This window comes from Aquimarina sp. I32.4, assembly GCF_002924285.1.
Lineage (GTDB): Bacteria > Bacteroidota > Bacteroidia > Flavobacteriales > Flavobacteriaceae > Aquimarina.
In genome coordinates, this window is record NZ_PGUB01000038.1 from 16,228 (window position 1) to 30,854 (window position 14,627).

Annotated in this window: 12 protein-coding genes; 6 read left to right on the forward strand and 6 right to left on the reverse strand. The window is 33.5% G+C overall.

The genetic code is table 11. The annotated features are described in order from the left end of the window. Positions 1-143: 143 nt before the first annotated feature. Positions 144-1,358 (reverse strand): NAD(P)/FAD-dependent oxidoreductase, encoded by a 1,215-nt coding sequence (locus CVD18_RS10440; RefSeq protein ID WP_103865387.1) that lies wholly within the window; start codon positions 1,356-1,358, stop codon positions 144-146. Between the two features lie 270 nt (positions 1,359-1,628). Next, entirely contained in the window at positions 1,629-2,324 is a 696-nt protein-coding gene (locus CVD18_RS10445; RefSeq protein WP_103865388.1) for a glycerophosphodiester phosphodiesterase family protein, read from the reverse strand. Between the two features lie 400 nt (positions 2,325-2,724). On the opposite strand from CVD18_RS10445, the gene CVD18_RS10450 reads away from it, so the two are divergent. From CVD18_RS10450 to CVD18_RS10460, 3 genes are all read left to right on the forward strand, one after another. After that, positions 2,725-3,306: an RNA polymerase sigma factor gene (locus CVD18_RS10450; protein WP_103865389.1), complete on the forward strand. Its 582-nt coding sequence runs from the start codon at positions 2,725-2,727 to the stop codon at positions 3,304-3,306. Positions 3,307-3,312: 6 nt separating this feature from the next. Next, on the forward strand, positions 3,313-4,053 hold the full coding sequence (locus CVD18_RS10455) for a tol-pal system YbgF family protein (protein ID WP_103865390.1): 741 nt from the start codon (positions 3,313-3,315) through the stop codon (positions 4,051-4,053). 496 nt (positions 4,054-4,549) lie between these two features. After that, positions 4,550-4,795: a hypothetical protein gene (locus CVD18_RS10460; protein ID WP_158250428.1), complete on the forward strand. Its 246-nt coding sequence runs from the start codon at positions 4,550-4,552 to the stop codon at positions 4,793-4,795. Between the two features lie 106 nt (positions 4,796-4,901). Here the strand turns inward: CVD18_RS10460 and CVD18_RS10465 are convergent, their stop codons facing one another. After that, entirely contained in the window at positions 4,902-6,080 is a 1,179-nt protein-coding gene (locus CVD18_RS10465; protein ID WP_103865392.1) for an acyl-CoA dehydrogenase family protein, read from the reverse strand. 390 nt (positions 6,081-6,470) lie between these two features. On the opposite strand from CVD18_RS10465, the gene CVD18_RS10470 reads away from it, so the two are divergent. After that, on the forward strand, positions 6,471-6,785 hold the full coding sequence (locus CVD18_RS10470) for a hypothetical protein (protein WP_103865393.1): 315 nt from the start codon (positions 6,471-6,473) through the stop codon (positions 6,783-6,785). 112 nt (positions 6,786-6,897) lie between these two features. On the opposite strand, the gene CVD18_RS10475 is transcribed toward CVD18_RS10470, so the two are convergent. The 3 genes from CVD18_RS10475 to CVD18_RS10485 all read right to left on the reverse strand — a co-directional run bounded on the left by CVD18_RS10475 (position 6,898) and on the right by CVD18_RS10485 (position 8,768). After that, on the reverse strand, positions 6,898-7,611 hold the full coding sequence (locus CVD18_RS10475; RefSeq protein ID WP_103865394.1) for a tRNA1(Val) (adenine(37)-N6)-methyltransferase: 714 nt from the start codon (positions 7,609-7,611) through the stop codon (positions 6,898-6,900). A gap of 105 nt (positions 7,612-7,716) precedes the next feature. Then, entirely contained in the window at positions 7,717-8,241 is a 525-nt protein-coding gene (gene rimM / locus CVD18_RS10480; protein ID WP_103865395.1) for a ribosome maturation factor RimM, read from the reverse strand. 14 nt (positions 8,242-8,255) lie between these two features. Next, positions 8,256-8,768, reverse strand: a complete 513-nt coding sequence (locus CVD18_RS10485) for a 30S ribosomal protein S16 (RefSeq protein ID WP_103865396.1) — start codon at positions 8,766-8,768, stop codon at positions 8,256-8,258. 344 nt (positions 8,769-9,112) lie between these two features. Here CVD18_RS10485 and CVD18_RS10490 point away from each other — a divergent pair, with 344 nt between their 5' ends. Then, positions 9,113-9,952, forward strand: a complete 840-nt coding sequence (locus CVD18_RS10490; protein WP_103865397.1) for a DUF6252 family protein — start codon at positions 9,113-9,115, stop codon at positions 9,950-9,952. Between the two features lie 256 nt (positions 9,953-10,208). Next, positions 10,209-14,591 carry a DNA polymerase III subunit alpha gene (gene dnaE / locus CVD18_RS10495; protein ID WP_103865398.1) on the forward strand — a complete coding sequence of 1,461 codons (4,383 nt, stop codon included), beginning with the start codon at positions 10,209-10,211 and terminating at the stop codon, positions 14,589-14,591. Positions 14,592-14,627: the final 36 nt, after the last annotated feature.

Consider the following 14,627-nt stretch of genomic DNA (forward strand, 5'->3'; position numbering starts at 1 on the left):
ACATTAAAACTACTGCAAATACAATCACTTTACTGTGTTTTTTTGATTTCTCCATATCGGTGCTATATGAAAAATGAATAAAGCTCTCGTATTTATTTCACTTCAACACCACCTTGTAACAAAGTTCTATTGCATAAAGTGGGTTAAAAATCAGAAACTATTGCTTGTGCAGCAATATATGCTCCTGTCCAAGCATTCTGAAAATTAAATCCTCCTGTTATAGCATCAATATTCAATACTTCTCCAGCAAAATATAGGTTTTTGTGTTTTTTACTTTGAAAAGTTTTAAAGTCAATTTCTTTAAGATCAACCCCTCCTGCTGTTACAAATTCTTCTTTAAATGTACTTTTTCCTTTTACTGCAAACACTCCTTGAGTAAGCTGATCAGATAAGAGTTTTAACTGTGTTTTATTTGTGTCTGCCCAACGCATATCATTTTTTATTCCTGAGGCCAAAACCAAACTTTGCCACAATCTTTTTGGTAACCCAAATTGAGCATACTTATACATTTGTTGCTTTGCATATTGTTCTTTGAGCGCTTTTAGTTCTTCAAAAACTTCATGTTGTGAATATTCATAAAGCCAATTGATTACAATCTCAAAATCATACTGTTTCGCATTCAGTTCTACTGCTCCCCATGCAGATAATTTAAGAATTGCGGGACCACTCATTCCCCAATGTGTAATTAATAAAGCTCCTTCACTGGATAATTTGGATTGTTTTACCCTTACGGTAGCATTAGTTACCACTCCTGATAAGTTCGTAATTCTGGAATCTTTGATGTTAAAAGTAAATAAAGAAGGTACTGCTTCTATCGTTTGATGCTCTAGTTTTTGTAATTGCTTCCATATTTTTGGATTACTACCTGTTGCGATCATCAACTTTTTGGTAACAAAATTTGCCTGATTAGTCTGTATAATCCACCCTCTATCTTTTTGATAGAAATCTTTAACAATATGATTTTTCAAAATTTCTACTCCTAATTGTTTTACGGTCGACAAAAAGCAGTTGATAATCGTTTCAGAAGAATCAGAAACAGGAAATACTCTACCATCTTCTTCTATTTTAAGCGCTACTCCTCTACGGTCAAACCACTCCATAACATCACCAGTCATAAAGGTGTGAAAAGGCCCTTTGAGTTCTTTTTCTCCTCGGGGATAGTTTTTACTTAACTCATTTGGAATAAATTCTGCATGAGTAACATTACATCTTCCCCCTCCAGATATACGCACTTTAGACAAAACTTCTTTACCACGCTCAAGAATAGCTATTTTTAACTCTGGATTGTTCTCTGCTACATTAATAGCCGTAAAAAAGCCAGCAGCACCACCACCAACAATAATTAAATCGTATTGCACACTAATATAATTATAGAACTAGTTTAACTATTACTATACCTATCGCTTAATCGCCCTTTTATTACATGGGTTTGCTAGTTAACTCAAAAATATATGAGTACAAAGCTTTTATTTTTTACGTAGGCTAAAAAAATGTAGGCACTAGTTCATATTAAAACTTAAAAAAACTACAATAGTATTCATTACCACCGCAAAACAAAAACACAAGATTTAATAATAGCCTAATAAACTCTTTTTTTTCATTCTTGCATATTCTTTATTCTGCTCCAATCAAATATTGCGTTTTTCTGTTACAAAATTCGGAAAATCCGTGATGATTCCCTCAACTTTCCAAAACTTTGATTTTTTTATTAACTCTTTTTCATTTACTGTCCATACATACACGTGAAACCCTACTTCTTTTGCATGATTTACATGATCTCTAGTTAATGTCTCTATTGGTGGGTGTATAGAAAAAGCACTTAACTTCTTTGCTATTGGCAAAGCTTCTACCACACTTTCTTCTGTCAATACTCCTATCTTAAAACGAGAAGTATGTTCTTTTAAATCAAATAATTGGTCATGATCAAAACTAGATATAATAAAATCCTTATACTCCCATCTAGAATTATTAATATATTTTTCTAGTACTTTGATAGTAGGTATCACCGTATCCTTACCTTTCAATTCTATATTAAGCAAACATTGTGCATCTATAATATCTAACACTTGATCCAAAGTAGGAATTGCATACCCTTCTTGTGTACTGTATTGCTTAAGTTCTTCTAATGAATATTCTCTCACGTTTCCCTTTCCATTAGTCGTTCTATCCAAAGTTTCATCATGAATAACCACCAACTCGCCTGTTTTACAACAATGTATATCGATCTCTATGCCATCTACATTATGTAATAATGCTATTTTTACAGACTCTAAGGTATTCTCTGCTATCAAACCTGCTGCACCCCGATGTCCAAATATTTTCATGAATTTTTATTTAATCTAAATTTAAAAAAAAGATCAATATTTAACCGACATAACACTTCCTTCAGCGTATTTCATACACTATAACAGCTAATTCTTATAATATAACTCACTTTTTTTGCTCTTCCAGCAAACTAATTCTATCTATATTATACTTTGAATTTATTTCTTTTTTTCTAATTTTAAAAACTATTATGAACAGGTAACTATTTAAAGACTAAAGAAAAACACATCTCAACAATCATTAATTCACAGTATTACTACTAGTTTTAGTACAATAGTAATGACAAAAAAACTAAAATCGTTATTTTTACTTTATAATTTAACTTAACCTTTAAAAGTAAATCTAGATTTATTTTAACCCCATAAAAGGTAACGATTTGTCATTTTAGTACATAAACCTATGAATACTACCGAAGATCAAAAAATTTTGGAAGGTATCGTTACGGGGAATGAGATTATTCTCACAGAGTTTTATAAAAAAAACCTGCCGTATATACAACAATATATTCTAAGTAATTCTGGAAATAAAGAAGATGTAGAAGATGTATTTCAGGATGCTTTGGTTTTAATATATGAAAAGTTAAAAACAGATTCTTTAGAATTACAGTCCTCATTACGGACCTATTTTTATGGAGTTTGCAAAAATATATGGAGAAATAGATTACGGAAAAATAAAAGATTAATTATTACGGACAATTTATCTGAAGATTTAGAAATTATAGACACTACAATTATAGAAGATATTGAATTTAAAGATCGTGAACATGTATATCGTAAACACTTTCTAAAATTAAGCTGTAGCTGTCGTAAGGTACTAAGTTTACTTTTTGAAGGAAAAAGTATGAAAGAAATTGCACATGTCACAGGGTATTCTGAGGGATATTCACGAAAGAAAAAATTTGAATGCAAGAGACATCTTATGGAAATGATAGAAAAAGACCCTACATATCAAGAATTACAGCTTCACCCTGAAAACGACTAATACCCTATGAAGAGAACTCCGGAAATATTTGACCGAATAGAAGGGTATATCAACAATACTTTGACTCAGGATGAATTAACTGCCTTTGAAAAAGAATTGGCTATTAATAGCGAGCTACAACAAGAGACTCAAAAGCATCGAGAAATGCATAAAATCTTAGGGGATCAGGATACTCTGGATTTTAAAGAAAAATTAATGCGTATCAGTGCTAACATACATGAGGAGAAACAAAAAGTCCCTTCTACTAAAACATATTCTTATTACCTAAAAATTGCAGCCTCGATCGCTATTCTAATAGGCATAGGGACATTTTGGTATTTGACAAATGCAAAAAATCAAATACAAGATTTATACAAAGCGTATTATGAGCCTTTTCCCGTTGAAGATATTGTTCGAGGAAATACAAATAAAGAGATTCAACATATTATTAAAAATTATACCAGCCATTCTTATGATAGTGTAATAGTTGCTTTAGAAAAATACCCAGATATCGAAAATCAACATCAATTACAATTATATTTAGGTAATAGCTATCTTAATACAAATTGTGAAGAAAAAGCAATTCCCTTATTTATAAAAATAAAAAATAAAAGTAAATACTACGAAGTTGCTAAATGGTACTTATCACTCTCATATTTAAAAGTAAACAAACCTAAAAAAGCAATTCCATTACTCAATGAAATTATTAGATACAATGGTGCTTATAAAAACAAGGCGAAACATTTACTTACAGCCATAGAAAAATAATTAGTGATTTTTTATTGAATAGACGAATCTCCCTCTTCTTTTTACCTCTACCAAACTAGTATTGTATCCTTATTTATAATGTTTTTTTATCTAGAATGATCATGTCCAGAATTCAATGATTTTTGATTCATGCAAAAAATAAAATACATTTATCATCTATCCAATGGATATACGAACGTAATTTTTATTCTATTTTCCTTACTCCCATTTGCCTAGTTATTTTTCTTGAGAGTTTTATTTATTATGAACTCCACTAGAAATCTTACACAAATATCATCATCTTCTTTTTTTCTTCACAAAATAAGGTAACACTCTCCCTTCTACACATAAGGCATTCACCTTTTTCAAAATCAATATTATAATATTTCTTATAAAAAAAGAAAATAGAGGGTAACAAAGTAATAAATAAAGACATAAACATACTCACCCATTAATACATATTGATTAGTCTAATAATTCAGTTAATATTATGAATGCAATTATCAAACACATTGAGATGATGGATCGAATAGATCAGCTTATTCGCCTTAAAGCTACTGGAACTCCTTTAGAATTAGCTTCAAAGCTAGGGGTTTCAAAAACAAAGCTATATAGAGTAATACGCACTATGAAAGCACTAAACGCTCCTATGGAATACGATGTAACATTACAGAGTTATGTGTATGTAAAAGCTGTAGGTTTTAAATTTGGTTTTCATTCTAGAGATACAATTACAAACGAGTTACAACCGTTTGCAAGATAACACCAATACTGGCAGAAAATAAAACAACTATTGTATTAAAGTCAACCTATCACACAAATCAACAGTCGTTCATTTATGATAGGCTTAATGCTTATTATGTTTAAAATTACTTAAATGCAGACATGCCAGTAATATCCATTCCTGTAATAAGTAAATGAATATCGTGTGTTCCTTCATAAGTAATCACACTTTCTAGATTCATCATATGCCGCATAATACTATATTCTCCAGTTATTCCCATTCCGCCAAGAATTTGTCTTGCTTCTCTAGCTATTTTAATAGCCATATCCACATTATTACGTTTTGCCATAGATATTTGAGCACTTGTAGCTTTACCATCATTACGCAACACTCCCAATCTCCACGCTAGCAATTGAGCTTTGGTGATTTCTGTAATCATTTCTGCTAATTTCTTTTGCTGTAATTGCGTTGCTCCTATAGGTTTATCAAACTGTATACGTTCTTTTGCATATCGCAAAGCAGTATCATAACAATCCATCGCTGCACCAATTGCTCCCCAAGCAATCCCATATCTAGCAGAATCTAAACATCCTAATGGCGCTCCTAATCCACTTTTTTCAGGTAATAAATTTTCTTTAGGTATTTTTACATTATCAAAGATCAATTCTCCTGTAGCAGATGCACGAAGTGACCATTTATTATGAGTTTCTGGCGTAGTAAACCCTTCCATTCCCCTTTCAACAATAAGCCCATGGATTCTTCCTTCTTCATTTTTAGCCCACACTACAGCAATATCAGCAAAAGGAGCATTAGAAATCCAAAGTTTAGCCCCATTAAGAATATAATGATCTCCTGCATCTTTGAAATGGGTTGTCATTCCACTAGGGTTTGATCCATGATCAGGTTCAGTCAATCCAAAACACCCCATAAACTCACCAGACGCTAATTTGGGTAAATATTTTTTTCGCTGCTCTTCAGAACCATATTTCCAGATAGGATACATTACAAGTGAAGATTGTACAGAAGAAGTAGACCTCACTCCAGAATCTCCACGTTCAATCTCTTGCATAATCAAACCATAACTAATCTGATCTAGTCCTGCACCACCATACTCTTCTGGTATATACGGTCCAAATGCACCAATCTCTGCCAACCCATTAATAATCTGTGTTGGAAACTCAGCTTTCTGCGCAAATTCCTCTATAATAGGAGATACTTCACGTTTTACCCAACTACGAGCTGCATCGCGAACCATTTTATGCTCATCATTCAACAATTCATCGATCTGATAATAATCTGGTGCCTGAAATAAGTCTGGTTTCATTGTTTTATTATATTTTCTAAATTACTGTATATAGCCTACTAAACAAATGTAGGTAATGATAAAAAGGGAAGCAATTATTTTGACATTTTTAAAACAATTGACCATTACAACAGTATATTTATTAAGTTTTTGATTAAAATAAAAATATGACAATAAATCATATCAAATCTATCATAAAAACAATAATAAGAATCAAAAATTCGTGTATAAATTCCGCAGATCACATAATTTTTCCACACTATAACCACAATTAACAAGATAGCAATAATCACACGCTTAATTATAATTAACTGACATGCAAGTATTTAACAACAATACCTGATTTTTAATTTCTTATGGCATAATTATTCTATGTATTAAAACATAATAATATTAAAAATGTATTAAACGATGAAAAATTTATTTGTATTACCAGTATTTGCTTTTGGATTATTAATTGGAACTCAAAACATAAACGCTCAGGAGGTAGCCTCTACCGATAACACAGAAGTAGCTACTCCTATTCAAGAGAAATACATCGATCTTGCTGTAGAAAACTTACCTCAACCAGTTCTTGATGCTGTAGCAAAAGACTACGCAGGAGCAACTATAGAAAAAGCTGCTGCCAAAGAAGATGCATCAGAATTCAAACTACTAATAAAGCAAGGAGAAAAAGAAAAAGAAGTTTTCTGTGATGCAAACGGAAAATGGATCACCAAAGGATAATTTCTTTGATGAAAAAAAGTTTTAATTTATGGTGATATAGATTAAAATTCGTAGAGTGATTGAATTTCTAAAAGGGAGGTGTGCAAACATCTTCCTTTTTTTGACATTAAACTTACATCTTTAAGTAGAAATCTTTTGTAAGATTAATATACTCTTTTGTATATTGATGTCTTGAAGTTTCTATAATTAACTCATTGATCTCAGATTTCATTTGCTTAAAACTCAAGAACAATAGACTTCTTTTTATTTCAGAAAAAGGCGTTCCTTTTACTCTAGTAATTTTTTGCGGAAATAACCCTACCTGACCTGCAATATCAAAAAAACGATCTTCTTCTTTATATGGTATGATTACAGCAAAACGACCATGTTTTGACAACAATCGAGAAGCTCCCACTAATAAATGCTCAAAAGGTAAGGCATCTTCAAACCTAGCAACATCTCTCTTTGCATCTGGTGTTTTATAATTCTCCACGTAGAAAGGAGGATTACTGATCAATAGATCATATTTATCATCTATCTCTTCAAAAAACTCTTGAAAAGAAGCGTGATAACAAAATAAACGATCCCCCCACAGAGAAGCTTCAAAATTATCTACTGCTTGCTCATAGGCATCTCCATCAATCTCTAAAGCATCTATAACTTCTGCCTGAGAACGTTGTGCCATCATCAAAGCTATCAAACCTGTACCAGCTCCAATATCCAAAATTGAAGTAACTGAATCATCAATAGGAACCCAAGCCCCCAACAACACCCCATCTGTGCCAATTTTCATAGCACATTTATCTTGATGAACTGTAAAATCTTTGAATGTAAAAGGTTTGCTCAACTAGCTTTTATTTTTGTTACTTAAGATCATAGAGATAACACATTTGGTATCCTCTGGCAAAGAAATTCAAAAACTATTTTTCATAATCAAAAAACCACCAATTCCTTATAAATATAGATCGATCAATCCTTCTGGAGTATGTACAATTACCTCTTTTGATTTTCTGTCAATTTTCTCAACAAATTCGTCATTCATTGGGATAAGAATCTCTACCCCTTCACGATCTACTTCAAATAGAGCCTGAGCAGTTGAGTCATTAATAGCTTTGATAACTCCAACTTCTCCAAAAGCTACATCAACTATCTTAAATCCGATAATTTCATGATAGTAAAACTGATCGCCCTCTAATTGAGGTAGCAATGAAAGCGGAAGGTATAATTCTGCCTTCATAAGATCATCTGCACCCTCTTCAGAGTCAACATCTTCAAATTTAACACGTAGTAAATCACTTTTATGCAAAGAACTTTTTTCAATAAAAAACGGAACCAGATTGTTGTTATAATCAACAAATACTGATTCCATCTTTGCATAACTTTCAGGCTCATCAGTGTCTAATTTTATCAACACCTCGCCTTTAAAACTAAATTTACTTACGATTTTACCTAGATAGAAGCATTCTTCTTTCTTCATCGTTTATAATGCAACTATTCTTCCTCGTTGCTAGCTTCTTGGGTTCCTTCAGCTTCTGCTGTTTCTTCTGTAGCAGCTTCAGCTTTTGCTGCAGCTTCACGCTTAGCATTTACTTCTTTTTCAGCTTCAAGAGCCTTTGCTTTTTCTGCTTCTTCAGCTTTTGCTAATTCTTCTTTCTTAGCATCAACAGTTCCATCTTTTTCTGATACCCAAGCTTTAAATTTCTCTTCAGCTTGCTCTTCAGTCAATGCTCCTTTTTGCACACCACCAGCTAGGTGATTTTTTAGCATTGCTCCTTTATAAGATAAAATAGCTCTTGCTGTATCAGTAGGTTGTGCTCCATTCTGTAACCACTTTACTGCTCCATCAACATCTAAGTCAATACTTGCTGGGTTTACATTAGGGTTATAAGTACCTAACTTTTCAAGAAATTTACCATCTCTTTTTGCTCTAGCATCTGCTGCTACGATCCAGTAAAAAGGTTTTCCTTTTTTACCGTGTCTCTGTAATCTGATTTTAACAGGCATAAAAAATTAATTTTTGGGTACGCGACCCTATTTATAATTAAGGGCGCAAAGGTAACTATTTTTAATTAATTAAAAATCAACAAATAAAAGTTTATTACCAATACTATATTCTCCTTTACTTTTTAAAACATAAAAAATCTTTAAAAAACACTTTTTTTAAACCCAAAAACTACCTTTTAACTTACTTTTTACACCAACGGACTACAGATTTGTGTATTTCATCGATAAAATATGCTTTTTTTCGATAAAAAAATTGTATTCCTAGAATTTTCATTATATGTTTGTTCTCACAAAACAAAAATTACGGTTTTTCCGTAAAAAAATCACTCTAAAGCCCCAAGCCTATGATTGAAAAAATTACCCCTACATTTGCAGTTATCTGTTTATTTTTAACTTCTTGTTCTACAGATATTGAAATTAACACACCTGCACTTCAAGCAAAAATAGAAAACGAAGTTTTCAGATCATCTATCAAAAAAGCAGTTATTTATGATGATGGCACCCTAGTAATCTCTGGAAGTTCAGGGGATAAATCAATCAGCTTCACAACTATATCTACAGACCTTGGCACATACAAAACAGCTCAAAAAACTGTTAGCAAAGCAAGTTTTCAGAAAAACAACGCAAAATTCATTTCTAAAGATGGAGAGACTGAGGGAGAAGTAACCATAACAGAAATCTACAATAATGAAATCTCTGGTAACTTTCATTTCAAAAACCTTAAAGATAACGACGGTAATGCTACAAACTTTAGAAACGGATGGTTTTATCGCTTACCAATAGAAGCTGGGATCATAGAAGAAGTGATTCCTGAAGAAATAAATCCTTGCTTATTAAACGCATCATTGACAGCTATGGCAGATGGATCAGAGATGATCACAGATAACCATGACGCAATGTTATTTGGTGCAGACGATGCTTCTATACTTATCACAGCAACCAATGAAACACAAAAAATAGAAATTGTTTTTCTAGCAAACACAATTCCTGGTGAATATTCTTTTACTGGATCAGGAGGCTATAGTGCATCATATGCGCTAAACAATGATAAATCTTCTGCATTATCAGGAACACTTATCATTACAGAACATGATATCGAAACCAAATGTATTAGTGGAAATTTTGAATTTGAAACCAGATCTGGCGCTCAAATATCAAACGGATCTTTTGATTTTGGTTATTAATTAAATTACCCCTAAAAATTACCCCACTCAACTTTACTTACTAAAAGCGATCATTTGTCAACCAAATGATCGCTTTTTTTTATGAATACATCGCACTTATATTCCTCCTTCTAAAACATAGTTAATAATTCTGAATAACTTTTTAAAAAACAAACATCTCATTTTGTTTATTTTTGAAGGTCCTTATATAAGGATTCTACCAAATAAATATACAGGTATTTACTTGGTATGATTTTCTAGAAACACCTCTTTTTTTATGTACTTAGTTTTTGATACTGAAACCACGGGATTACCCAAACGATGGGATGCTCCAATTAGCGATACAGACAACTGGCCTAGATGTATCCAAATTGCATGGCAATTACACGATGATATGGGTAATTGCATAGAACACCAGGACTATTTAGTAAAACCAGAAGGGTTTAACATCCCTTATGATGCCGAAAAAATTCACGGAATTTCTACAGAACTGGCTGAACAAGATGGAATCACCCTAGAAGAAGTATTAGAGAAATTTAACATTGCGCTATCCAAAACCAAATTTGTTGTAGGGCAAAATGTTGGCTTTGATGTCAATATCATGGGAGCCGAGTTTCATCGTCTGGGAGTAGAAAACAATTTACAAGAACTTCCAGTTCTAGATACCTGTACAGAAACTACGGCTGAACTATGTCAAATCCCAGGAGGACGTGGTGGTAAATTCAAACTACCTACCCTTACCGAACTACATCAGCACCTATTTGGGGTAGCTTTTGGCGAAGCTCATAATGCTACTGCAGATGTAGAGGCTACTACTCGTTGTTTTCTTGAATTGATTCGTAAACAAATCTTTACTCTAGAAGAGCTAGATGTAGAACCAGGTTTTTTTCAGAATTTCACAACCGCGAACCCAGAAACAATTCAATTAATAGGGTTAAAGCACATTAACCTCAAAAAAGCTTCTCAAAAAATACAAGAAGCTCTTTCTAAAAAAGGAGGATCTGATCTATCTCAACAAGAGATCGATAAAAATATAGCCACACTTGATAAAGTTGATTTTGCGCACTTACACAATCACACTCAATTTTCGGTCTTACAATCTACCACAAGTATTCCTGATCTAATAAAAGTTGCCTCACAGCATAAAATGAATGCTGTTGCCATGACAGATCACGCTAATATGATGGGGGCTTTTCATTTTGTTGAAGGAGTTGCTAATCACAATAAAAGTGTAAAAGCCGCAAATGCAGAAGCAATAGAAAACGGACAAGAACCCGAAGGTGTAGAAATAAAGCCCATAGTTGGTTGTGAGTTTTTTGTCTGTGAAAACCATACAGACAAATCCAGAAAAGATAACGGATATCAAATTGTATTACTCGCCAAAAACAAAAACGGATATCACAATTTGGCAAAAATGTCTTCTACAGCATTTGTCAACGGCTTTTACTATGTACCCAGAATTGATAAAGAAATTATCAAGCAATATAAAGATGACATCATTGTTCTCACTGGAAATTTATATGGTGAAGTCCCTAGCAAGGTTCTCAATATCGGAGAAAAACAAGCTGAAGAAGCACTTCTTTGGTGGCATCAAGAATTTGGAGATGACCTCTACATTGAGATTATGCGTCATAATCAAGAGGATGAAAACAGAGTAAATCAAGTACTAATACAGTTTGCTGAGAAACACAATATAAAAACTATAGCCACCAATAACACCTATTATTGTGAAAAGGAAGATGCCAATGCCCATGATATTTTGTTATGCGTAAAAGACGGTGAAAAACAAGCTACTCCTATTGGTAGAGGTAGAGGATATCGATATGGTCTACCAAACCAAGAATATTATTTCAAGCCTCAAGAAGAGATGAAAAACCTCTTCAAAGACTTACCAGAAGCAATTATCAACATCCAAGAAATTGTAGATAAAATCGAGCCTTTTGTACTTGCTCGTGATGTTTTATTGCCAGCTTTTGATATCCCCGAAGAGTTTCAATCTAAAGAAGATGAAATTGATGGAGGCAAACGAGGTGAGAATAAATATTTAAGACACATTACTTATGAAGGAGCAAAGAAGCGATACAAAGAAATAACTCCTTCTATCGATGAGCGTCTTGATTTTGAATTACAGGTAATTGAAAAAACAGGATACCCTGGATATTTCCTTATTGTAGAAGATTTTATCCGAGCTGCACGAGACATGAATGTTTCTGTAGGTCCAGGTCGTGGATCGGCCGCAGGATCAGCCGTTGCATATTGCCTCTGGATCACCAACCTAGATCCTATTAAATACGATCTTCTTTTTGAGCGTTTCTTAAATCCTGATCGTGTAAGTATGCCCGATATTGATATTGATTTTGATGACGAAGGAAGAGGTCGTGTTATGGATTATGTAATTGAAAAATATGGTTCTAATCAAGTAGCACAAATTATTACATATGGTACAATGGCTGCAAAATCATCTATACGAGATACCGCACGTGTACTAGATCTTCCATTAGGTGATGCTGATCGTATTTCTAAGCTCATTCCCAACATGTCAAAGCTTGGAAAGATATTTGGCGTTGATGAAGCCACACTTAAGAAAAAATTTAGAAGTGATGAACTAGAGAAGGTCAACGAACTACTTAATATTGCTGAAGGTAGTGATCTCGAAGCAGAAACACTTAATCAGGCAAGGATATTAGAAGGTTCTGTAAGAAATACAGGGATTCATGCCTGTGGAGTTATTATCACACCAGATGATATTACCAAATTCGTCCCTGTAGCATTAGCCAAAGACTCCGACATGTACTGCACACAGTTTGACAACTCTGTAGTTGAAGATGCTGGGCTACTAAAAATGGATTTCCTGGGGTTAAAAACATTAACTTTAATCAAGGATACCGTAAAAATTGTAAAAGCGAAACATGGTGTAGAATTAGACCCCGAAAATTTCCCATTAGATGACGAAGAAACCTATGCGCTTTTCCAGAGAGGAGAAACTGTAGGTGTGTTTCAATACGAATCTCCTGGAATGCAAAAATATATGAAGGAACTTAAACCTACTGTTTTTGCCGATCTTATTGCAATGAATGCTCTATATCGCCCTGGGCCACTAGAATACATTCCTAGTTTTATCAACAGGAAACATGGTACAGAAGAAATTATCTATGATCTCGAGGCTTGCGAAGAATACTTAAAAGAAACTTATGGTATTACTGTCTACCAAGAGCAAGTAATGTTATTATCTCAAAAGCTAGCAAACTTTACCAAAGGTGAAGCCGATGTATTACGTAAGGCTATGGGTAAAAAACAAAAAGCAGTTCTTGACAAAATGAAGCCTAAGTTTATTAAACAAGCTTCAGAAAAAGGGCATGCTGAGGAGAGTTTAGAAAAAATATGGAAAGACTGGGAAGCTTTTGCAGCCTATGCTTTTAATAAATCCCACTCTACCTGTTACGCTTGGATTGCATACCAAACAGCATACCTCAAAGCACACTATCCCGCTGAATACATGGCCGCTGTACTATCTAATAACATGAATGACATCAAACAGGTTACTTTCTTTATGGAAGAGTGCAAACGAATGAAACTAGATGTACTTGGACCTGATGTTAACGAATCATATCGCAAATTTTCAGTAAATAAAGACGGTGCAGTACGTTTCGGGATGGGAGCCATAAAGGGAGTAGGAACAGGCGCTGTAGCCACAATTGTTGAAAACAGAGAGGAAGCACCATACAGGTCTATTTTTGACCTTGCCAAACGCATTGATCTTCGTGCCGCCAATAAGAAGGCTTTTGAAAGCTTAGTACTAGCAGGAGGGCTTGACTCTTTTTCTGACACTCATAGAGGTCAATATTTTCATGAAGAAGGAGATGGGATAACTTTTTTAGAAAAAGCAGTACGTTATGGTTCTAAATTTCAGGAGAGCGAAAATTCTTCTCAAGTAAGCTTATTTGGAGAAGCTAGTGATGTACAAATCCCAGAACCTATAGTACCTCCTTGCGAAGAGTGGGGAACTATGGAAAAATTAGCACGAGAAAAAGAAGTGGTAGGAATTTATATTTCTGGTCATCCTCTAGATGATTTTAAATATGAAATGAAATATTTCTGCAACGGCTCCTTACTTAATTTTATAGATCTCGAAAAGAATGTCAATAGAGAAATTTCTTTTGGTGGAGTAATCTCCAATGTTGAACATAGGACCTCAAAAAATGGTAAAGGATGGGCTACATTTACAATAGAAGACTACAATACGGCATATGAATTTAGAGTTTTTGGTGAAGAATACCTTAAACATCGACCCTTTTTGGTGAAGAGCACATTTGTATACACCAAAGCTTATATCAAAGAAGGATGGGTAAATCGTGATACTGGAAAAAAAGGAGATCCAAGAATCCAGTTTAACAGTTTTCAACTTTTACATGATGTTATGGAAACCTATGCACGAAAGCTGACGATACAATTAGATATAAATAAACTCTCAAACTCAGGAATTGATCATTTAAAAGAGCTACTAGACAGTCATTCTGGAAATCACACTTTGAATTTTGTGATTTATGAAATGGCAGAAAAATTAAAATTACATATGCCTAGTCGAAAACAAAAAGTAAATATTTCTCAAGAGTTACTCATTGCATTAGAAGAAGAATCTATTTATTATAAACTAAATTAACACCCTCTTTCAGTACCTATATTAGACCTCTGTATA

Coding starts and splice junctions, on each gene's coding strand:
- CVD18_RS10445 (WP_103865388.1), bottom strand. CDS start 2,324: ATGAAAATATTTGGACATCGGGGTGCAGCAGGTTTGATAGCAGAGAAT.
- CVD18_RS10450 (WP_103865389.1), top strand. CDS start 2,725: ATGAATACTACCGAAGATCAAAAAATTTTGGAAGGTATCGTTACGGGG.
- CVD18_RS10455 (WP_103865390.1), top strand. CDS start 3,313: ATGAAGAGAACTCCGGAAATATTTGACCGAATAGAAGGGTATATCAAC.
- CVD18_RS10460 (WP_158250428.1), top strand. CDS start 4,550: ATGATGGATCGAATAGATCAGCTTATTCGCCTTAAAGCTACTGGAACT.
- CVD18_RS10465 (WP_103865392.1), bottom strand. CDS start 6,080: ATGAAACCAGACTTATTTCAGGCACCAGATTATTATCAGATCGATGAA.
- CVD18_RS10470 (WP_103865393.1), top strand. CDS start 6,471: ATGAAAAATTTATTTGTATTACCAGTATTTGCTTTTGGATTATTAATT.
- rimM (WP_103865395.1), bottom strand. CDS start 8,241: ATGAAGAAAGAAGAATGCTTCTATCTAGGTAAAATCGTAAGTAAATTT.
- CVD18_RS10485 (WP_103865396.1), bottom strand. CDS start 8,768: ATGCCTGTTAAAATCAGATTACAGAGACACGGTAAAAAAGGAAAACCT.
- CVD18_RS10490 (WP_103865397.1), top strand. CDS start 9,113: ATGATTGAAAAAATTACCCCTACATTTGCAGTTATCTGTTTATTTTTA.
- dnaE (WP_103865398.1), top strand. CDS start 10,209: ATGTACTTAGTTTTTGATACTGAAACCACGGGATTACCCAAACGATGG.